Consider the following 19,761-nt stretch of genomic DNA (forward strand, 5'->3'; position numbering starts at 1 on the left):
GTCGACGGTCGAACCGGCGGTCGACAAGATGCAGAAGCGGAAGGGCGCCTGTCGTGTTCACAAGCGTTTTGATGATCGAGAAGCCGCTCACTCCCGAGGACGTGGACTTCGTCACCACCCTCCACGGCGAGGAGCGGATCTCGTTCGTCGTTCTGTTGCAGCCGCGCGGCGACCAGGCCGACGTCCTGCTGCGCGCGATCGACGACGTGGCGATGGGGGAGCTCAAGGAGGCCGCCCGCGAGGGCGAGGAGCCGGAGGGCAGGGAGGCCCGCGAACCCGCCGAGATCGGCCTCGAATACTCCCTGCGGGCCCTGCGCGAGGCCGGCTCGGACGCGGTCGGACAGGTGATCGAGGACCACCCCCTGGACAAACTCACGACCGTCGTCGAGGAGGCGGGCGCGGACGAGGTCATCGTCCTGACCGCCCCGCACTACGTGGAGGAGTTCTTCCACCGCGACTGGGCCTCCCGCGCCCGGCACAAGGTGGGCGTCCCGGTGCTCAAGCTCTTCGCGCACAGCGAATAGGCTGGGTCCGCGGTCCGGGTCGGCACCCCGCCGCAGCCCGACTCGAAACCCGCACCTGGAGGATCCACAGATGGCACCCGGTATTCCCGCCGCCATGGAACGACCGCACTTCATCGGCATCGGCGGCGCCGGAATGTCGGGCATCGCGAAGATCCTCGCCCAGCGCGGCGCGAAGGTGGCGGGCAGCGACGCGAAGGAGTCCGCCACCGCCGAGTCGCTGCGGGCGCTGGGGGCGACGGTGCACATCGGGCACGAGGCACGGCACCTGGCCGACGACGCGACCTGCGTGGTCGTCTCCAGCGCCATCCGCGCCGACAACCCCGAGCTGCTGCGCGCCGCCGAGCTGGCCGTCCCGGTGGTGCACCGCTCGGACGCGCTGGCCTCGCTGATGAACGGCCTGCGCGCCATCGCGGTGGCCGGCACGCACGGCAAGACCACCACGACGTCGATGCTGGCCGTCGCCCTGTCCTCGCTGAGCCTGGCTCCCTCGTACGCCATCGGCGGCGACCTGGAGGGCCCCGGCACCAACGCCACGCACGGCGAGGGCGACATCTTCGTCGCGGAGGCGGACGAGAGCGACCGCAGCTTCCAGAAGTACGACCCCGAGGTCGCGATCGTCCTCAACGTGGAGCTGGACCACCACGCGAACTACGCCTCGATGGACGAGATCTACGACTCCTTCGAGACGTTCGTCGGCAAGGTCGTCCCCGGCGGCACCCTGGTGATCTCCGCCGACCAGCCCGGCGCGGTCGAGCTGACCCGCCGGGTCCGCGACCTCTCGGACCTGAAGGTCGTCACGTACGGCTCCGCCGAGAACGCCGACGTACGCGTCCACAAGGTCACCCCGCGCGGCCTGACCAGCGAGGTCACGGTCCTGCTGAACGGCAGGTTCCTCACCTTCACCGTCTCCGTCCCCGGCAGCCACTACGCCCACAACGCGGTCGCCGCCCTCGCCGCCGGCGTCGCCCTGGGCATCCCCGCGCACAACCTCGCCTCGGCGCTCGGCAGCTACACCGGGGTCAAGCGCCGCCTCCAGCTCAAGGGCGAGGCGGCGGGCGTGCAGGTCATCGACTCGTACGCGCACCACCCCACCGAGATGACCGCCGACCTGGAGGCCATGCGCGGCGCGGCCGCCGACGCCCGCATCCTGGTCGTCTTCCAGCCGCACCTGTTCTCCCGTACGCAGGAGCTGGGCGCCGAGATGGGCCAGGCCCTCGCACTGGCCGACGCCTCCGTGGTCCTGGACGTCTACCCGGCCCGCGAGGACCCGATTCCCGGCATCACCAGCGCGCTGATCATCGACGCGGCGAAGGCGGCGGGCGCCGAGGTCACCGCCGTCCACGACCAGGCGGACGTCCCCGCCGCCGTCGCGGGAATGGCCAAGCCCGGTGATCTCGTTCTCACCATGGGAGCGGGCGACGTCACCGACCTCGGCCCGCGCATCCTGGACCACCTGTCGGGCGACCGGTAGCCGAGGGGCGACCGGAGCGAGCGACCATCTGTCGAGCTGAGGAGCGAGCCGTGCCGTACGACGTCGAGAAGCCGGACGAGCAGTGGCGGGCGGAGCTGTCCCCCGCCGAGTACCAGGTCCTGCGCCAGGCCGGCACCGAACCCGCCTTCCGTGGTGAGTACACCGACACCAGGACGGCGGGCGTCTACTCCTGCCGGGCCTGCGGGGCGGAGCTGTTCCGCTCCGACACCAAGTTCGAGTCGCACTGCGGCTGGCCTTCCTTCTACGACCCGAAGGACACCGACGCGGTCGAGCTGGTCGAGGACCGCGCCCACGGCATGGTCCGCACCGAGGTGCGCTGCGCCCGCTGCGGCTCGCACCTGGGCCATGTCTTCGAGGGCGAGGGCTACCCGACGCCCACGGACCAGCGGTACTGCATCAACTCGATCTCGCTGACCCTGGCGCCGGATCAGAGCTGAGCCCCGCGCGCCGTCGTGCGCCGGCCGACTCCGCGGTGCGGTCGGCTCCGCGGTGCGGCCGGTTTCGCGTATCCGGCCGGTTCACGCCCCCCGGGCCCAGCGGAACCGGAGCTCGGGGTAGCGGGGAGCGGGGGCGTCGAGCAGCGGGCGGCGGAGTCCCAGCAGGAAGCGGTCGAAGAACGCGGTGGCACAGGCGCGGGTGACGGTTGCGGCGCGATGCGGTGCGATCGTCCCGAGGAACTCGTCGAACAGCGGCTCGGGCCACCGCTCCCGGAGCCCGGCGGCTTCCGCGAGGGCGGGCACATCGGTGGCCGAGAGGTGGCCGCCGCCCGCCAGGTGCAGGTGACGGCCCCAGTGGCGGTGGTGGGCCCGCCACCGCGCCCATGTCTCGTGGTCCGGCGACGAAGTGAGCAGCAGGAAGGGCCGGTCGAGCCCGGTCTCGGGCACGGAGGCGCCGAACAGGCCGCCGTCCAGGTCGAGTCCGGCGACGAAGCGCCGGTCGAGCCGCATCGCCTCGGCGGCGGCGGCCCCGCCCAGGGAGTGGCCGAGCAGGCCCACGCGCTGGACGGCGACTCCGGCGAAAGGGCGGGCGCGACGGCACAGGGCGTCGGCGACACAGCGCAGGTCCGCGGCGCGCACGCCGACCTCCAGCCGGTCCTGGGCCTCCCAGTCGTCCACTTCGGCGGGCAGGGCGCCGAGCAGCAGGCGGCCGTCCGGGAAGCGGACGGCCGCGGCGTCGTAGGTGTGGTCGACGGCCGCGACGAGGTGACCGTGGGAGGCGAGCTCCTCGGCCAGGCCGCTGGTGAGGACGCGTGAGGCGCCGCGTCCATGGCTCAGCACCACGGCCGAGCGGGTCCAGGGGGCGGGGCGGCCTCCCGCCCGGGCGTGAGTGCCGACGCCTTTCAGCACCCCCGGTCGCATGCCCCAGTCGGCCTCCAGTGCCGCGGCGGTCCCCGGGTCGGTGTAGGGGGCGGCGGGACCTCGGCGGTGGGGCGACGGAGCGGGGGAGCCGGTGGGGTACCACAGCTGCACCATGAGCTCGCGGGGGCCGGGAGGCGAGGCGAACGGGTCGCCGCGCCCGACGTCGGTGAGGGGCAGGGAACGGGTGCCGACGACGTGCCTGCCGGTGGGGCGCGGCAGTGCGGCGCGAGCGGCCGGCGGGGTGGTGGTGGCCGGGGAGCGGGGGAGGGCCGAGGCGGTGGCCGGAAGCGCGCCGGAGCCGAGGGCTGAGAGGGCGACGGTGAGCGCGGCACGTCGGGTGAACACCGGGATCTCCTCGGAGGAGGGGCGATCGGGAGAGAAACCAGCCACACCTTATTTGGTCTGGACCAATAGCGGGAGGTGTTCGGCAGGTCTCTTCGGCGTGGGCTCCCGGGTGGGATCGAGCGGGCGATCGAGCGGCTGATCGCCCCGGACGGACGTGGTCCGGGGCGCGGTCACGGGACCGGTCTTCTTACCGGTCGCCGCCCCCGGCGATCACTCGCCGTCGTGGCGGTACAGGGCGATCACTCGCAGTCGTCCCCGCCCCCGGCGATCACTCGCCGTCGCCGCTCCCCGCGGCCTCGGACCGCAGCAGCGGGTGGATGACCCCGGGGAAGACCCGGGCCCGTACGACCTCCTCGGCCGACCCGCCCTGCACGACGGTCTCCGCGACGCCCCAGGGCCGCCCGGCGAGGTGCACGGTCAGGGTGTACGAGGACGGGCAGCCGGTGCACTCGTAGCGGTCGGCCCAGGTCTCGACCTCGGTGGTGGAGCCCGGGTAGCGCTTCACGTGGCGGTGGCGGGCGTGGCAGTGGTCGCACGTCTCGCCGGGCTCACAGGTCCCGCCGCACGGACAGGGCACGTCGAGGCTGTCGGCGGGCTTCCAGCGCTGCACGAGGACGGCCTCGCGGGTCGCGCCCATGTCCTTCATGGCCTTGAGGTTGCGGGCGGCGACGTTGTACGACTCGCCGGTGGCGGCCATCCGGTCGCGGATGACGTCCTTGCGTCCACGGTTGGTCGTCATATCGGCTCCTCCTGGGGTTCACGCAGCCCGCCAGGAGGCCCATGAGTCAATCAGTACCTCTTTACGTTACCCGCCCGGCACCGGCGCACGGACCGGGCGGGCTTCCCACGGGGACGACGGACCCCGAGCGGCCGGCCGGCCCGGCCCCGGTGCACGGACGCGGCCGTCCGCCGTCCGTCCGTCGCAGCCGTCCGCCGTCCGTCGCGGCCGGCGACTGAGCCGGCCCCGTACGCCGATCACTCCCGCCCGGCGGCGGACTCCCGCTCCCGGGTCAGTTCCGCCGTCGACCGGCGCAGGATCTCGATCGTGCCGGTGAGCCAGCGGGTGACCGCCGCGCGCTCCACGTCGTCCATCCCGTCCACGAGGCCGTTCATCGCCTCGGCCATCGGCGCGAAGAGCCGGGCCAGGTCACGCCGGTGCCCCTCCGCCACGTGCAGGGCGTATCTGCGGCCGTCCGAACCGTCCCGGCGGCGGTCCACGTGCCCGAGCTCGGCGAGCCGGTGGACGATCTTGGTGATGGCGGGGTTGGACAGCCCCGTGCGGTCCACCAGCTGCCCGGGGCTGATCCCCGGCTCCCGCGCGATCAGGGAGAGGACCTTGTGCTCGGTGGCGTTGAGCCCGAGATGAGCGGCGACGGCCTCATGGAAGAGGATCACGCGCAGGCTCAGCTCCTGCCCCATCGCCCGGCCGTCGTCGTCGCCGTTCTCCCGTGCTGTCATGACGCCATCCTAAGGAAAACTACTTCACTTTGGTGAAATAGTTCGGCTATGTTGGCCCCATGGAAACCAACTCCGCCACAACCAGGGCCCATTGGGTCGGCACCCTCGCTGACTCCCGCGCCCTGGCCCGTACGTACGCGGCCTGTCTCGTGGCGTATCTGCCCCTGCTCGCGCTGCTGCTGATACCCCAGCTGATGCGCAGCCGCGCCGGTTCCGAGGCGCTTCTCACGGTGGGTCTGCTCCTGCTGTTCGCCCTGGTCGCGGGCGCGGTGGTGCTCGCGCCCGAGGTGAGTGCGAGGGTGGCGCCGGCCGGTGCCCACTGGCGGCCGGGTGGGGCTCGCGCCCGGGTCCGTGCCCTGATCCGCGAGGACCGCCGTACCTACCTGTGGCGGCTCGGCGAGTTCGTGGCGCTGTACATCGCGGCGCAGTGCGCCGGAGGCGTCTTCGCCTGGCTGCTGCCGCACGTCGCGGACAACCCGGCCCATGCCGTCGACCCCACGGCGAGCGCCTGGATCATCGACTACCCGAATTTCGCGGCCCAGGCAGGCGCGATGTACGCCTGCATCTGCTTCGCCCTCGCCTGGTACGCGACCCGGCTGCGCGCCGAGTGCGCCGCGCGGGCGTAGGCGAGTCACGCATCCGCATCGCGCATCCGCATCGCGTATGTGAATCAGGCATCCGAACGCGCTGACGCGGTAAGCCCGCCGGACCGGTGAACCGCGCCGCTGCCGGGGATTCGGCAGAGGGCGGCACGCTGTCACCCGGGGGAGTGGCTTGCGAGCGCATCACCTCGTCAGGACCCCTGCCCCGTGCGTCTTCCTGACACGATCGGCGCCGATTCCTGTCCGGGCGCAGCACGCGAACCCGCCGGCTGTGGGCGGTTCACCGAGAAGGGATCCGCGCCTTCGCCGGGAAAGCGTCTGCGCACAGCCATCTGGAAGGCGACCATGACGTCATCGAGTACCCCCGCACCGGCCAACACCACCGGCCCCGGCGGCACCGCCCTCGTCTACGGCAACGGCGCCGGGGCACAGCCCGGCCACACCCTGCGGGTGTACGCCGATCTGCGCTGCCCCTTCTGCAAACGCCTGGAGCGAGGTCTCGGCCCGGTCATGGAGAAGCTGGCCGAGGAGGGCCGCGTCACCCTCGAGTACCAGTTCGCCACGCTCATCGACGACGGAGCCGGCGGCACCGGGTCGCTGCGTGCGCTGAGCGCCGTGGGAGCGGCGTCCGACGTGGGCGTCACGACCGCCCTGCGCTACATCCGCTCCCTGTTCGCCTCCCAGCCCGCCGAAGGCGACGACGCCTTCGCCGACGCCGACGTCCTGCTGCGCCTGGCCGAAGAGGTCGAAGGACTGCGCGGTCCCGACTTCGACCGCAAGGTCACCGAGGGCTTCTACATCCCCTGGGCCCGTCGTGTCTCGGCCGCCTTCGAGGCCAGCGGCGTCACCGGCACGCCCACCGTGCTCTTCGACGGCCGACCCGTCACCGTCATCAACCCCATGGGCTACGCGGTGACCCCCGAGGCGTTCCTCGCCGAACTGGCCCTGGACTGACGCACCTGCCGGGCCCGGCCGGGGAACCCGTGCTCGGCAGGCCCGCGTTCGCCCGCCGGTTCGGACGCCCCCCGGCCCGACCGCTCAGCCGCGTCGCACCCGTCCCGCGATCCGCCGTCCCAGACGGCCCAGCGTGCTGGAGCGGTTCCAGGTCCGGAAGGCGTCGGCGCGGCCGCTGCTGCCGGTGCGGCCCACCGTCGCCTCGACCTCCGCGACGGCCTCCGCCGTCATCCCGCGCACGGCCGGGCGCAGCACCTCGTCCAGGAGTGCGGCGGCCGTGGTGGTCCAGGCGGCTCCCGCGTGCGGGTGGGCGGTCCAGACGGCGAAGCAGTCGGCCGCGTAGGCGGGTTGGGTACGCAGCCGGGTGCGGGCCGGCTCCGAGCGGGCCGCTCGGTCGTAGGCGGCGACCAGTTCGGCGTCGTCACTCTGGACGAAGGCGTACAGCTCCGCCCCCGGCCGGTCGGGGGCCAGCAGACGTTCGACCAGCGCGGCGAACGCCCGCTCCTGGACGGGCGGTTCGAGCGGCTCGGCCCGGTCGCGCAGCGTACGGATCCGCTCCGCCCAGCCGGGGTCGGGCGCGCCCGTGCGCAGGTCGCGGCTGAGGTCCAGGAGCTGGAGCGCGGCCCGCTCCCGGCCGCCGATCTCCTGCGGGAAGCCGCGCAGCAGGTCATGGGCGAGCGCGGCGGCCTCCTCCGCGTCCGCCGGAGCGCCGAGCGCCGCGTCGACCAGCCGGGCCCACGTACCGGCCGCCCGGTGCGCGTCCGAGGTCGCCGTGTCCAGGAGCAGCCGGGCCTCCTCCACGGTCGGGGCCCGGTCCTCCCAGACCAGGCCCACCCCCGTGCGCAGGACCAGGGGCTCGGCGAACGGGGAGAGGCCGGCCGCCCGCAGGACCCGGTGCCAGAGCGCCGTCCGGTCCCGGCCGAGGGTCGTCCGCGCACCGGGGGCCTCGGCGCACATCCGCAGGTGCGGCAGGGCCTGCGTGCCCGTGAACGGGAGCGCGACCCGCGCCAGGAGCAGGGCCACCGCGCCGGGTTCGTCGGGCGCGATCCGGTCCAGCGCGCCGAGCAACGCCGTCCGTACGTCGAACTGTTCGTCCAGCAGCTCCAGGAGCGCGGGCGCGAAGGCGGGCGGCCCGTCCGCCTCGTCCGCCTGCGCCTGCGCCAGCAGCGCCGGGGCCAGCCGGTCGACGACGCCCGGCAGCGACTCCGTACGGTTGACGCCCAGCAGCCGTGCCACGCGCAGCAGTTGAACGGTCCGCGCGACGGGCCGGGCCCCGCCCGCCCCGCTCTCCAGCTCGGCCAGGATCTCCGGCCCCAGCACCCCGGCGATCGCCTCGCCCTCCGGACCGGCGAACGCGTCCCGGCGCGGCAGTTCCAGCGAACCGTTCCCGCCCCGCACCGCCTCGGTGACCAGCATCGCGGCGAGCGGGGCTGTGACCGACGCCGGGCACCGCCCGTCGAGCACCCCGAACAGCCGCCCCGCCGCGTCGAATTCGGGGCCCGTACGGTCATCGATGCCGGGCGAGGTCAGCCCCTCCACCAACTGGCCGACACGCTTCGCGTCCAGCGCGTACGGCCGTTCGGCGGCCCAACCCGCAGCCGCCGCCCGCTCGTCGGGCCCGAGCTCGACCCCGGCGCACAACGCCGTCACGGCCAACGGCCCGGCGGCGAAAGGGTCCCCCGGCAGTTCGCGCGCCTCCTGGAACAGCTCCGGCGACCGGCTCCGCCACACCCGGGCCGCTGTCCGGGCCCACACATCCCCTACCCCGTCCACCGGGGGCCGGTCCGCGCACACATGGACCCGCAGCCCCGCCTCCCGCGCCGCCGCCGCGTCCTCGGGCAGCACGCCCACCACCCGCAGGGCCGAACTCCCCGGCTGCCGGGTGTACGTGGTGAACGTCAGCCGCTCCGCGCACTCCCTCGGCAGGGCGACGGAGGCCAGCCCCAACCAGCGGGCCACATCGGCGTTCTGACGCTCCACCAGCACTACCGGGCCGCCGTCCGGGGCCTTCTCCTCGCTCGCCCGGCGGAGATCGGCCAGAACGGCGGCGAGCCACGGGCCGCGCGACACCGCGAAGTCGTCGAGCCCCTCACGGATGGGGCCGGGGCCCGGCGGCAGGGCGCCGAGCGGGTCGGGCGTCGCACCGCCCGCGGGCGTCACGGAGACCCAGTGCGGCGACCGCCACGCCTCCACCGGCAGCCGGCCGCCCGGCAGCGGCGCCCCCGGGGGTATGTGCACCGCGTGCGCGTGGAACCGCACGGAGGCCGTTCCCTCTCCGCGCACCGGCGCGGAACGGCCCACCAGCCGACTGCCGTCCGACAGCGCGGCATACGTGAACGCCTGCGGCAGCGAACGCAGTTCGGCGTCGGTCGGCCGGTGCGGGGGGACGTCGTCGGGGAACACGTACCCGACCAGCGGCTCCATCTCCGCGAGGAGCGCCGCCGACACCCCGGGCCCGACCGCCGTGAACCGGCCCGTCGTCCCTTCGTCCCCCGGCGCGGCGGAGATGTAGTGCACCTGTGCAAGGCTCATCTGTCGGCCCTCTTCGTCCTGCCGCGACCTGTCCCCGTCCACCCACCCACGCGACCGGGTCGGGGGAAGAAGTCCGCAGCCGCGGGGGCGACGTTATCAAGGCCGCGGGGGTCTTCGGCCCCTCGGGCGGCAGGCGGGGGCGGCAGCTCGTGGCTGCCGCCCCCGCCGGTGGATCCGCCTGAGGTCCCGCCGTGCTCACAGCAGCGGTTTCCCCCGCCTCAGGTCAGCGATTCCACCCACACGTTCCGGTAGCGGATCTTGCTGCCGTGGTCCTGGAACCTGATGGCCCCCGCCGTCGCCGCCTCGGCCGCTCCGCCGCCGGTCGGGCCGTCGACCGCCACGTCGTCATGGACGGTGACGCCGTTCCAGACGACGCTGATCCTGGCGTCCTCCGTCTTGTTGCCGGAGGCGTCGAAGCGCGCCGCGCGGAAGGTGATGTCGTACGTCTGCCAAGTCTCCGGCGCGGTGGCCGCGTTCACGTCCGGGGCCTTCTTCGTGTAGATCGCCCCGGCCTCGTCGTCGGCGAGCGTGTCGTCCCCGTACGAGTCCAGGATCTGCACCTCGTACCGCTCCTGGAGGTAGACGCCGCTGTTGGCGCGGTCCTGGCCGGTCACGTCCGGCGGGAGGTTCGGCAGCCAGAACTCCACATGGACGCGGAAGTCCTCGAACCCCTGCTTGGTGCGCAGATCGCCGCTCCTGATCTCCATCTCCCCGTTGTCCACGGGCCATTCGGGGGAGCGGCCGTCCGGATGCTGCCAGTTCGCCTGGCTGCTGCCGTCGAAGAGCGGGATGCGGGCGCCCTTCGGGTGGACGGCGATCATGTCGAGGTTCACATGGCCGGTGTCGCCGCCGTCGTAGGAGTACGTGATGGTGTTGCGGCCCGCCGCCAGCTCCAGTCGCTCGTTCTTCGTCGCCCAGGTCTTCCAGTCGGTGGTGGAGGCCAGACTCGTCTGCCGGACCTTCGTGCCGTTGACGTGGACGCTGATCGTCTTCGTACCGGGGGCGGGATTCGGGCCGTTGGAGTAGCGCAGGCCGACGTCGTACGTCCCCGCCTTCTCGGTCCTCACGTCGAAGGCGACCGCGGCCCCCTCGGTGCCGAAGTCGTCGACGAACCCGCCGCCCGAGTAGCCCGCGTGCTCGGTGTCGAAGCCCGCGCCGCCGGAGAGCGCGGCTTCCTCCGCCTCGTACAGGGTGGGCGGAGGCTGGTCGCCGGGAAGGGAGTTGAGCGTGTACCAGGCTTCCGTGGACCACAGCTCCGTGCCGTTCTCGGAGGAGAAGGGGCGCGGGGAGCGGACGTGGACGACCCGGTTGGCCTTGAGGCCGGGGAGTGCGAGCGTGACTTTCCTGCGGTCCTCGGAGAGCGTCGCCGAGCCGACCGTGAGGGTCTCCTCGTCGATCTTGGGGCCGCCGTAGGCCGGGGTGGGGGCGTAGGTCCACTGGTCGACGCGGTAGTGCTCCGCGAGCTCGGCGGCGGTCTCCTGCGACAGCGGCTCGGTGTACTCCAGCTCGAAACCGCCCGGCTTCGCCCGCATCGCCAGGATGTCGAACGCCTTGTCCCCGCTGGGGGAGAGCTTCTGGAGCCCGTAGGACAGCTTGCCCTCCTGTCCCCAGTTGCCGCCCGCACCGAGCCCGCCGGCGTAGATCGCGCCGTCCGGGCCCATGCTGATCCGGTTGACGCCCGCCTCCAGGCCCTGGGTGAAGCGGAAGACCGCGCCCTGGTACTCGCCGTCGACCTTCTCCAGGTAGGCGCGCTGGATGCCGCCGTAGGTGACGTCACCGAACAGCATCTGCCCGGCGAACCGCCCCTCGGTCAACTGGAGCGGTGTGGAGGGCGAGTTGGCTATCTCGTTCTGCGGCAGCCACAGCACCGGCTTGGTGACCGGCTTCGCGTCGAAGGGGCCGGACGGGTTGGTGTAGTGGTTGAAGAAGCGGTCCTGCTTGATGTGGAGCAGCTTGGAGGAGGGCAGCCAGCCGCCCTGGTTGTCCAGGACGAACAGGTCGTCCTCCGGCCCCCAGCCGATGCCGTTGGGAGTGCGCAGACCTCCGGCGACGTAACCGACCTCGCCGGTCTCCTTGTTCACCTTGATGGTCGAGCCGCGGTTCGCGGCGGGCTGTGGGTCGGTCGTCGCGCCGCCGTAGTCGATCGCCACGGACAGGTTGAGGTAGAAGAAGCCGTCCCGGTAGAGGAGACCGAACGCGAACTCGTGGAAGTTCCCGCCGTACGGCCAGGTGGCGACGGTCCGGGTCGCGTCGATGACGTCGTCGCCGTCCGTGTCGGCCAGCTCGGTCAGCTCGTGCTTCTGGGAGACGTACAGCTTGCCGTCGACGGCCTTGACGCCCATGGGCTCCTTGAGCCCCTCGGCCACCTTCTTCGCCTTCACGCGGTCCGGGCCGCTCTCGCCCTGCACGTCGTCGAGGAGGTAGACCTCGCCCGTCTCGTTGTCCGTGCCGCCCCAGGTGGTCACGGCGAGCCGGCCGTCCGGCAGCCAGTCCATCGCGGTGACCTGCGGCTCGAAGCCCTCGGGGCGCAGGTCGGTGAGCGCGTAGTCCGGGTGCGTCCCGGTCAGCGGCAACCCGTCGCCGGGGGAGTCGAGCGCGCCCTCGCACTCCTTGCGGCCGGGAGCGGTCACCCGTACGACGTCGGCGTCCGTGCTCAGTACGGAGGCGGGGACGAGGGCGAAGTCCCCGGCGCCGGGGGGCTTCCAGTCCAGCGTGATCTGCTGGCCGCCGGTGCGGTCGAAGTGGTCGATGCGCAGGGCGTGGTGGCCGGCGGTGAGGGTGACCGCGCCGTCCTTCGGGTCGGCCCCGTGCAGCCCGTCGTGGTCGATGACGAGCCGATCGTCGATCAGCAGCCGGGACCCGTCGTCGCTGGTGAGCCGGAACGTGTACGAACCGTCCTCGGGGACGGTGATGTTGCCGGTCACCTGCGAGACGAAGTGGTCGCCGAAGCCGAAGTCGTCCGGCGCGTCCCAGTCGATGTCCGGCATCAGCTTGTCGACGTTCGGGGTCTGGCCCGCCTTGATGTCGCACAACTCGCTCAGCGGCGCCTGTATATCGAAGACGCGCAGGGTCACCCCCGGTTCCTGCGGGGGGAGTTCGTCCGCCGCGGCCGGTGCGGCGGCGGCCGGGGCGGTGGCGAAGGCCCCGATGAGGAAGGAGGAGGCCAGCAGCCCGGTCAGATGCCGGCGGAGCGGTCGATGCCTGGTCGGGGGCTGTTCGCGGAGCGTGGGGGAGGGCTGTCTGCGGAAGCGGGGGAACGGCCGTGGATGCATTCTTCCTCCTGGCCCCTCGCGGCGAGGGGCACGTCGCGGCGGTGGGTGGGGCCACCCGGCGCCCGGGGGTGAACGTTCGGCACGTGCGGTTCGAGCTGCGTGACCCCGGTGTGACTCCGGCGGGTCGCGACGGAAACAGTAGGAGGCTTCCGCTGACGCCGTCCATACTTCGTCACCACGGTGTTCAAAGTTCGCAGACATTCGTGCAAAGGTCTGAACGTGGTGGGGCCTGAGGGTTTCTGTCGGTTCGTCAGCTCCTGGGCCGCACTGCGTTGGCGTCATGGATGAGGTGAAGCTGTCCGGTGGCGTGATCGAGTACGGGGACGCGGGAGGCGCGGACACGGACGGCAGGAGCGCGGGCGGCGGGAACGCGAGCGCGAGGGGCGCGGGCACGAGGGACACCCGGGTAGCAGCGATCAGTGACGCCCTGCCCAGGTGTGAAGCACTCCTGCGACCGCGCTTAAGAAATCCTCGATGGACCAGGGACCCCGCCGTACGGCAGCCTTCTGGGTGACGGCCGGGGACGGCGCGTGGAGCCGCACGGGCGTGTTCCGTCCCGTCCCGCCGTGACTCCGCCCCCACCATGGGGTGGGGACCCCCCCCGAAGACCACCCCGGGCCGCAGGGCTCCTCCGACAGGCCCCCAGGCCCGGGGTATCCACCACCCGCGTACCACGTGCAGGGAGCCGCAGCCGTGAAGGCACTCGTCAAGCAGAAGGCCGAACCGGGACTGTGGCTGATGGACGTGCCGGAGCCGGAGTACGGCCCCGCCGACGTCCTGATCAAGGTCCTGCGCACCGGGATCTGCGGCACCGACCTGCACATCCGCGCCTATGACGGCTGGGCCCAGCAGGCGGTGACCACCCCGCTGGTCCTCGGCCACGAGTTCGTCGGCGAGGTCGCGGCCCTCGGCTCCGACGTCGCGGACATCGCGGTCGGCGACCTGGTCAGCGGCGAGGGCCACCTCGTCTGCGGCAAGTGCCGCAACTGTCTCGCCGGCCGCCGCCACCTCTGCCGCTCCACCATCGGCCTGGGCGTCGGCCGGGACGGGGCGTTCGCGGAGTACGTGGTTCTGCCCGCCTCCAACGTGTGGGTGCACCGGGTCCCCGTCGACCTCGACATCGCGGCGATCTTCGACCCGTTCGGCAACGCCGTGCACACCGCGCTCTCCTTCCCGCTGGTCGGGGAGGACGTCCTGATCACCGGCGCGGGGCCGATCGGCATCATGGCCGCCGCCGTCGCCCAGCACGCCGGGGCCCGCAACGTCGTGATCACCGACGTCAGCGAGGCCCGCCTCGCCCTGGCCCGCAAGGTCGGCGTCAGCCTCGGCCTCAACGTCGCGGAGCGGACCATCGCGGACGGGCAGCGGGAGCTCGGCCTGCGCGAGGGCTTCGACATCGGCCTGGAGATGTCCGGCCGCCCCGAGGCGATGCGCGACATGGTCGCGAACATGACGCACGGCGGCCGGATCGCCATGCTCGGCCTGCCCGCCGAGGAGTTCGCCGTCGACTGGTCCCGGATCGTCACCTCGATGATCACCGTCAAGGGGATCTACGGCCGCGAGATGTACGAGACCTGGTACGCCATGTCCGTCCTGCTGGAGGGCGGCCTCGACCTCGCCCCCGTGATCACCGGCCGCTACGGCTACCGCGACTTCGAAGCGGCCTTCGACGACGCCGCGAGCGGCCTCGGCGGCAAGGTCATCCTCGACTGGACCGTCTGACCCGTCGAACCGAGCCGTCGAACCCCTTCTCGCACCTCTTCTCGCATCCCTTCTAAGGAATCCAGCATGTTCGACTCCGTACGCGACGACCTGCGCACCACCCTCGACGAGATCCGCGCCGCCGGGCTGCACAAGCCCGAGCGCGTGATCGGCACCCCGCAGTCCGCGACCGTGGCCGTCACCTCCGGCGGCCGCGCCGGCGAGGTCCTCAACTTCTGCGCCAACAACTACCTGGGCCTCGCCGACCACCCCGAGGTCGTCGCCGCCGCCCACGAGGCGCTGGACCGCTGGGGCTACGGGCTCGCCTCGGTCCGCTTCATCTGCGGCACCCAGGAGGTCCACAAGGAGCTGGAACAGCGCCTTTCGGCCTTCCTCGGCCAGGAGGACACGATCCTCTACTCCTCCTGCTTCGACGCCAACGGCGGAGTCTTCGAGACGATCCTCGGCCCCGAGGACGCGGTCATCTCCGACGCCCTCAACCACGCCTCGATCATCGACGGCATCCGCCTCTCCAAGGCCCGCCGCCACCGCTACGCCAACCGCGACCTGGCCGACCTGGAGAAGCAGCTCAAGGAAGCGTCCGACGCCCGCCGCCGGCTGATCGTCACCGACGGCGTCTTCTCCATGGACGGCTACGTGGCCCCGCTCCAGGAGATCTGCGACCTCGCCGACCGCTACGACGCCATGGTCATGGTCGACGACTCGCACGCCGTCGGCTTCGTCGGCCCCGGCGGTCGCGGCACGCCCGAGCTGCACGGCGTCATGGACCGGGTCGACATCATCACCGGCACCCTCGGCAAGGCGCTCGGCGGCGCGTCCGGCGGCTACGTCGCGGCCCGCGCCGAGATCGTCGCCCTGCTGCGCCAGCGCTCGCGCCCGTACCTCTTCTCCAACTCCCTGGCCCCGGTCATCGCCGCCGCGTCCCTCAAGGTCATCGACCTGCTGGAGTCGGCGGGCGAGCTGCGCGACCGGCTGAACGCCAACACCGCGCTCTTCCGCACCCGCATGACCGAGGAGGGCTTCGACGTCCTGCCCGGCGACCACGCCATCGCCCCCGTCATGATCGGGGACGCGGCGAAGGCGGCCCGCCTGGCGGAGCTGCTGCTGGAACGCGGTGTGTACGTGATCGGGTTCTCCTACCCCGTCGTCCCGCAGGGGGCCGCGCGCATCCGCGTCCAGCTCTCCGCCGCCCACTCCACCGCCGACGTGAACCGTGCCGTGGACGCCTTCGTCGACGCCCGGGCGGCGCTGGAGGCGTAGGGGCGCCAGGCGGGTCGGGGTCTCGGCCGCCACCTGGGACAATGGGCGCATGATCGATGCACGGCGGCTGCGAATCCTGCGTGCGGTGGCCGACCACCGCACCGTGACCGCGGCCGCCGCCGCGCTGTACCTGACGCCCTCCGCCGTCTCCCAGCAGCTCGCCGCCCTGGAGCAGGAGACCGGCCACCGCCTCGTCGAACGCGGTGCGCGCGGCGCCCGCCTCACCGCCGCCGGGGAGATCCTGCTCAGCCACGCCAACGTGGTCCTGGCCCAGCTGGAGCGGGCGGAGGCGGAGCTCGCGGACTACAGCGCGGGCGTCGCCGGTACGGTCACGGTCGCCGCGTTCGCCACCGGCATCGGCCTGGTCCTCGCCCCCGCCCTCACCGAGCTGGCCCGCACCGCCCCCGGCATCCGGGTCAAGGTCCAGGACGCGGAGGGCGACGCGAGCGTCCCGATGGTGCTGGACCGGCAGGTCGACGTGGCGGTGGCGGTGGAGTACCGGGGCGCGCCCGCCGAGGACGACCGCCGCCTCACCCGCGTGCCGCTCTACTCGGAACCGTTCGACGCGGTGCTCCCGGTGGACCACCGCCTCGCGGACCAGGACCAGGTGGCGGTCGCGGACCTCGCCAAGGACCCGTGGATCGGGCCGTACCCGGGGAACCCGTGCCATGAGGTGGTGGTCCTGGCCTGCGAGTCCGCCGGGTTCGCACCCCGCCTGGAGCACTCCTCGGACGACTTCCGGGCGGTGGTGGCGCTGGCCGGGGCGGACGCGGGGGTGGCCCTGGTGCCGAGGTCCGCGCTGCGCGGGACGGAGCTGACCGGGGTGGTCGTCCGCCCGGTGGAGGGCAGCGCCCCGACCCGCCGCGTCTTCGCGGCCGTACGCCGGGGAGCCGAGGGCCATCCGCTGATCCGGCCGGTGCTGGACGCGATGGAGGCGGTGGCGGTACGGGAGGCGGGGCTCGCGCGGGCGTGACCGGGGGCGTGCGCCTGCGCCACTCAGCCGAGCCGGACGGTGCGCCCGCTGTTCAGCCGATCCGGACGGTGTGCCTGCCGTTCAGCCGATGCGGGCCGTCCACCCCCGCGCGAACGGACCCGGGGCGTGCGCCTCCCGCGTCAGCCGATCCGGACCGTCCTCCTCCTCCCCCCCGCGTCAGCCGACCCGGACCGTACGCCGGATTCTCCCGCCCCGCCGCCGCCCGGACCGGGACGTTGCGGCGGGCCCAGGATCGTAGAGGATCTGCCAGCACACCAGCGCCACCAGGATCCCGATCGTCGCCCACGCGGGCAGCCGTACGCCCAGCGGGGCGAGTGCCACCGCCACCGCCACGCACGGCAGGCCCCAGCCCAGCACCCACACCCGGTCGGCCCGCCGCGCGAGCGGCAGCGCCGCGACCAGGCCCGCCGCGAAGTATCCGGCCATCGCCCCGCACAGCAGCCAGTGCTGCCCCTTCGGCAGGACGTCGTCGTGATGGGTGACGGCGGAGCCCAGAGCGGTGGCCAGCGCGACCAGGAAACCGGTGGTCACGGCGTGCAGCAGCATCGCCAGCCGGGGCGCGAGCGCGTCCTTGCGCAGGTGCGGGATGCCGTTGGTGCCGTACAGCAGGCTCAGGGCGCAGATTCCGGCCAGCAGCCCGAACGCCCCGAACCCGGTGGCCGCGAGCGGCAGGTCCCAGTCGTCGCGTTCGGAGGCGGCGTCGATGATCTGGATGACCCCCTCGCCCAGCACGATGATCACGTACAGCCCGAGTCGCTCACCCATGTGGGCGGTGTCGATGCGCGATTCGCTGACCCGGGGCGGCGCGGGCGCGGCGGAGTGCGGCGGGCCCGGCGGCGGACGGTCGCCACGGCGTCCGGCGGCCCGCTCGGCCGCGCGCCGGAGGGTGCGGTCGCGGGTGGAGACCAGCAGGGTGACGATGTCGACGGCGATGCCGAGCGCCCAGAGCCAGTAGCGCCACGGGGCGGGCACGAAGAGGGAGACGAGCCAGGGCAGCGCCCCCGCGCCGAACTGCGCCAGCGGCCAGTCCACGACGACGCTGCCCCGCCGCCAGACCCGGCCCGCCTGCCAGCGCAGCGCGACATAGGCGACGACGAAGGTGACGGCGTGATGGGTGAGGACCGCGTGCACGGAGGCCGCCATGACCGCCATGCCGAGCATCGCGATCAGCAGGGTGCGCAGGCGCGTGGCGGAGGCGGCGATGTCCCCGTAGACGGCGAATCCGGCCCAGACGGTCCAGAAGGCCAGGTAGAGGACCCCGTACAGGGCGAGGTCCGCCGGGTGCGGGCCGTCGTGCAGCAGATGGGCCAGCTGTCCCGCCCCCGCGACGACGACCAGGTCGAAGAACAGCTCGTTCCAGCCGGCGTGCCGCTCGGGCTCGGCCACCCCGGGGGAGGCGCGGGGGTCCATGGGCTGTTCCATGGGCCCATGCTCACCGCGGTCCGCCCTCGGCAGCGCGCCGAGCGTGGGCCGAATGGCGACTCCCGCTCCAGGGCCGGGCCACCGGCGCTCCGGGGTCAGGCCGCCGGCTGGAGCAGGTCCCAGCGGTTGCCGTACAGGTCCTCGAAGACCGCGACCGAGCCGTACGTCTCGTGCCGGGGCTCCTCCAGGAAGCGCACCCCCGCCGCCCGCATCCGGGCATGGTCGCCCGCGAAGTCCTCGGTGTGCAGGAAGAAGCCGACCCGCCCGCCCGTCTGCGCCCCCACGCTCGCCTCCTGCGCCCCGTCCTTCGCGCGGGCCAGCAGCAGCCCCGTGCCGGACGCCGCCCCGCGCGGGCGCACCACCACCCAGCGGGAGCCGTCGCCCCGGTCGGTGTCCTCCACCAGCTCGAAGCCCAGCGCGTCGCGGTAGAAGGCGACGGCCTCGTCGTAGTCGCGGACGACCAGGGTGACCAGGGCGATGCGGGACATGGGCCCCTCCAGAGGCTCGGGAAGTAGTTATACGTAACACTAACGCTTCCGGCCCTCACCCCCGCACGCGGCTCCCCGGCGTCCGGCCGGTCCCCTCGCGTACGCCTCCGAACTCGTTCGCGTACGCCGGGCCCGGCGGGCAGGATGCAGGGAGTTATGCCCCGCCCGCCGCGCCGCACCGCCGCCAGGAGGTCCTGATGTCCAGCCCGAACCCGCCCGCCCCGCACCCCGCCCCCTTCACCGCCGCGGACTACCGGGCCCGGATGGCCAAGGCGGCCGAGGCCGCCGCCTCGGCCGGGTTCGCCGGGGTGATCGTCGCGCCGGGCCCCGACCTCGTCCATCTGACCGGATACCGGCCCGTCTCCACCGAACGCCTCACCCTCCTCGTGCTGCGGGCCGGCGAGGACCCCGTCCTGGTCGTCCCGACGCTGGAGGCCCCCGACGCGGCGGCCGCCGCCGGTGCGCCCGCCCTGACCCTGCGGGACTGGACCGACGGCAAGGACCCGTACGCGGTCACCGCCCCGCTGCTGGACGCGGACGGGCGCTTCGGCGTCAGCGACAACGCCTGGGCGATGCACCTCCTGGGCCTCCAGCGGGCGCTGCCCGGCACCTCGTACACCGCCCTCACCGAGGCGCTCCCGATGCTCCGGGCGGTGAAGGACGCCGCCGAGCTGGAGCGCCTCGCGGCAGCGGGGGCGGCGGCGGACGCCACGTACGAGGAGATCCTCAAGGTCCGCTTCTCCGGCCGCGGCGAGACCGACGTCGCCGCCGATCTCGCCGCGCTCCTCCAGCACTTCGGGCACTCCCAGGTCGACTTCACCGTCGTCGGCTCGGGCCCCAACGGCGCCAACCCGCACCACGAGGCGGGGACGCGCACCATCGAGCGCGGCGACATGGTCGTCCTCGACTTCGGCGGCCTGAAGCACGGTTACGGCTCCGACACCTCCCGTACGGTCCATGTCGGCGAGCCCACCGCCGAGGAGCAGCGGGTCCACGACATCGTCCGCGAGGCCCAGCTGGCGGGCTGCGCCGCCGTGCGGCCCGGCGTCGCCTGCCAGGAGATCGACCGCGCCGCCCGCGCGGTGATCACCGAGTTCGGGTACGGCGAGCGGTTCATCCACCGCACCGGCCACGGCATCGGCGTCACCACCCACGAACCCCCGTACATGATCGAGGGCGAGGAGCAGCCGCTCGTCCCCGGCATGTGCTTCTCCGTGGAGCCGGGCATCTACCTCCCCGGCCGCTTCGGCGTACGGATCGAGGACATCGTGACGGTCACCGAGGACGGCGGCCGGCGCCTCAACACCACCGCGCGCGAACTGGCCATCGTGGAGTAGC

Annotated in this window: 16 protein-coding genes; 9 read left to right on the forward strand and 7 right to left on the reverse strand. The window is 73.2% G+C overall.

What is annotated here, in order from left to right:
* The first annotated feature begins 71 nt into the window (after positions 1-71).
* The 3 genes from ACLJPL_RS14270 to msrB all read left to right on the forward strand — a co-directional run bounded on the left by ACLJPL_RS14270 (position 72) and on the right by msrB (position 2,453).
* Positions 72-524: an indole-3-glycerol phosphate synthase gene (locus tag ACLJPL_RS14270; RefSeq protein WP_411081181.1), complete on the forward strand. Its 453-nt coding sequence runs from the start codon at positions 72-74 to the stop codon at positions 522-524.
* A gap of 70 nt (positions 525-594) precedes the next feature.
* The gene (gene murC / locus ACLJPL_RS14275) at positions 595-1,995 is read left to right on the forward strand and encodes a UDP-N-acetylmuramate--L-alanine ligase (protein ID WP_411081182.1); all 1,401 of its coding nucleotides are present in this window, start codon (positions 595-597) and stop codon (positions 1,993-1,995) included.
* Between the two features lie 50 nt (positions 1,996-2,045).
* Complete coding sequence (msrB, locus tag ACLJPL_RS14280; protein ID WP_411081183.1) at positions 2,046-2,453, forward strand: peptide-methionine (R)-S-oxide reductase MsrB; 408 nt, start codon at positions 2,046-2,048, stop codon at positions 2,451-2,453.
* Positions 2,454-2,534: 81 nt separating this feature from the next.
* Here the strand turns inward: msrB and ACLJPL_RS14285 are convergent, their stop codons facing one another.
* The 3 genes from ACLJPL_RS14285 to ACLJPL_RS14295 all read right to left on the reverse strand — a co-directional run bounded on the left by ACLJPL_RS14285 (position 2,535) and on the right by ACLJPL_RS14295 (position 5,177).
* Positions 2,535-3,719: an alpha/beta hydrolase family protein gene (locus ACLJPL_RS14285; RefSeq protein ID WP_411081184.1), complete on the reverse strand. Its 1,185-nt coding sequence runs from the start codon at positions 3,717-3,719 to the stop codon at positions 2,535-2,537.
* Between the two features lie 268 nt (positions 3,720-3,987).
* The gene (locus tag ACLJPL_RS14290) at positions 3,988-4,458 is read right to left on the reverse strand and encodes a hypothetical protein (RefSeq protein WP_411081185.1); all 471 of its coding nucleotides are present in this window, start codon (positions 4,456-4,458) and stop codon (positions 3,988-3,990) included.
* A gap of 236 nt (positions 4,459-4,694) precedes the next feature.
* Positions 4,695-5,177, reverse strand: a complete 483-nt coding sequence (locus ACLJPL_RS14295) for a MarR family transcriptional regulator (RefSeq protein ID WP_411081186.1) — start codon at positions 5,175-5,177, stop codon at positions 4,695-4,697.
* A gap of 59 nt (positions 5,178-5,236) precedes the next feature.
* On the opposite strand from ACLJPL_RS14295, the gene ACLJPL_RS14300 reads away from it, so the two are divergent.
* Both ACLJPL_RS14300 and ACLJPL_RS14305 read left to right on the forward strand, forming a co-directional pair.
* Complete coding sequence (locus ACLJPL_RS14300) at positions 5,237-5,803, forward strand: hypothetical protein (RefSeq protein WP_411081187.1); 567 nt, start codon at positions 5,237-5,239, stop codon at positions 5,801-5,803.
* A gap of 321 nt (positions 5,804-6,124) precedes the next feature.
* A complete protein-coding gene (locus ACLJPL_RS14305) occupies positions 6,125-6,733 on the forward strand; it encodes a DsbA family protein (RefSeq protein WP_411081188.1) in 609 nt (202 codons plus the stop codon).
* An 84-nt stretch (positions 6,734-6,817) separates the two neighbouring features.
* On the opposite strand, the gene ACLJPL_RS14310 is transcribed toward ACLJPL_RS14305, so the two are convergent.
* Together ACLJPL_RS14310 and ACLJPL_RS14315 are read right to left on the reverse strand one after the other, a co-directional pair.
* Complete coding sequence (locus tag ACLJPL_RS14310; RefSeq protein ID WP_411081189.1) at positions 6,818-9,265, reverse strand: GTPase-associated protein 1-related protein; 2,448 nt, start codon at positions 9,263-9,265, stop codon at positions 6,818-6,820.
* A 218-nt stretch (positions 9,266-9,483) separates the two neighbouring features.
* Entirely contained in the window at positions 9,484-12,537 is a 3,054-nt protein-coding gene (locus tag ACLJPL_RS14315) for a family 16 glycoside hydrolase (protein WP_411081190.1), read from the reverse strand.
* A gap of 693 nt (positions 12,538-13,230) precedes the next feature.
* On the opposite strand from ACLJPL_RS14315, the gene tdh reads away from it, so the two are divergent.
* From tdh to ACLJPL_RS14330, 3 genes are all read left to right on the forward strand, one after another.
* Positions 13,231-14,259, forward strand: a complete 1,029-nt coding sequence (gene tdh / locus ACLJPL_RS14320) for an L-threonine 3-dehydrogenase (RefSeq protein ID WP_411081191.1) — start codon at positions 13,231-13,233, stop codon at positions 14,257-14,259.
* 66 nt (positions 14,260-14,325) lie between these two features.
* Entirely contained in the window at positions 14,326-15,519 is a 1,194-nt protein-coding gene (locus ACLJPL_RS14325; RefSeq protein WP_411081192.1) for a glycine C-acetyltransferase, read from the forward strand.
* 49 nt (positions 15,520-15,568) lie between these two features.
* Complete coding sequence (locus ACLJPL_RS14330) at positions 15,569-16,492, forward strand: LysR family transcriptional regulator (RefSeq protein ID WP_411081193.1); 924 nt, start codon at positions 15,569-15,571, stop codon at positions 16,490-16,492.
* 177 nt (positions 16,493-16,669) lie between these two features.
* On the opposite strand, the gene ACLJPL_RS14335 is transcribed toward ACLJPL_RS14330, so the two are convergent.
* Positions 16,670-17,935, reverse strand: coding sequence for a low temperature requirement protein A (locus tag ACLJPL_RS14335; RefSeq protein WP_411081194.1), 1,266 nt, complete (start codon positions 17,933-17,935; stop codon positions 16,670-16,672).
* Between the two features lie 95 nt (positions 17,936-18,030).
* Positions 18,031-18,423 carry a VOC family protein gene (locus ACLJPL_RS14340; RefSeq protein WP_411081195.1) on the reverse strand — a complete coding sequence of 131 codons (393 nt, stop codon included), beginning with the start codon at positions 18,421-18,423 and terminating at the stop codon, positions 18,031-18,033.
* Between the two features lie 197 nt (positions 18,424-18,620).
* On the opposite strand from ACLJPL_RS14340, the gene ACLJPL_RS14345 reads away from it, so the two are divergent.
* Positions 18,621-19,760, forward strand: a complete 1,140-nt coding sequence (locus ACLJPL_RS14345; RefSeq protein WP_411081196.1) for a M24 family metallopeptidase — start codon at positions 18,621-18,623, stop codon at positions 19,758-19,760.
* Position 19,761 lies beyond the last annotated feature (1 nt).

This window comes from Streptomyces sp. cmx-18-6, from assembly GCF_046548915.1.
Classification (GTDB): domain Bacteria; phylum Actinomycetota; class Actinomycetes; order Streptomycetales; family Streptomycetaceae; genus Streptomyces.

Coding starts and splice junctions, on each gene's coding strand:
- ACLJPL_RS14270 (WP_411081181.1), top strand. CDS start 72: ATGATCGAGAAGCCGCTCACTCCCGAGGACGTGGACTTCGTCACCACC.
- murC (WP_411081182.1), top strand. CDS start 595: ATGGCACCCGGTATTCCCGCCGCCATGGAACGACCGCACTTCATCGGC.
- ACLJPL_RS14290 (WP_411081185.1), bottom strand. CDS start 4,458: ATGACGACCAACCGTGGACGCAAGGACGTCATCCGCGACCGGATGGCC.
- ACLJPL_RS14295 (WP_411081186.1), bottom strand. CDS start 5,177: ATGACAGCACGGGAGAACGGCGACGACGACGGCCGGGCGATGGGGCAG.
- ACLJPL_RS14300 (WP_411081187.1), top strand. CDS start 5,237: ATGGAAACCAACTCCGCCACAACCAGGGCCCATTGGGTCGGCACCCTC.
- ACLJPL_RS14305 (WP_411081188.1), top strand. CDS start 6,125: ATGACGTCATCGAGTACCCCCGCACCGGCCAACACCACCGGCCCCGGC.
- ACLJPL_RS14310 (WP_411081189.1), bottom strand. CDS start 9,265: ATGAGCCTTGCACAGGTGCACTACATCTCCGCCGCGCCGGGGGACGAA.
- ACLJPL_RS14315 (WP_411081190.1), bottom strand. CDS start 12,537: ATGCATCCACGGCCGTTCCCCCGCTTCCGCAGACAGCCCTCCCCCACG.
- ACLJPL_RS14325 (WP_411081192.1), top strand. CDS start 14,326: ATGTTCGACTCCGTACGCGACGACCTGCGCACCACCCTCGACGAGATC.
- ACLJPL_RS14330 (WP_411081193.1), top strand. CDS start 15,569: ATGATCGATGCACGGCGGCTGCGAATCCTGCGTGCGGTGGCCGACCAC.
- ACLJPL_RS14335 (WP_411081194.1), bottom strand. CDS start 17,935: ATGGAACAGCCCATGGACCCCCGCGCCTCCCCCGGGGTGGCCGAGCCC.
- ACLJPL_RS14340 (WP_411081195.1), bottom strand. CDS start 18,423: ATGTCCCGCATCGCCCTGGTCACCCTGGTCGTCCGCGACTACGACGAG.
- ACLJPL_RS14345 (WP_411081196.1), top strand. CDS start 18,621: ATGTCCAGCCCGAACCCGCCCGCCCCGCACCCCGCCCCCTTCACCGCC.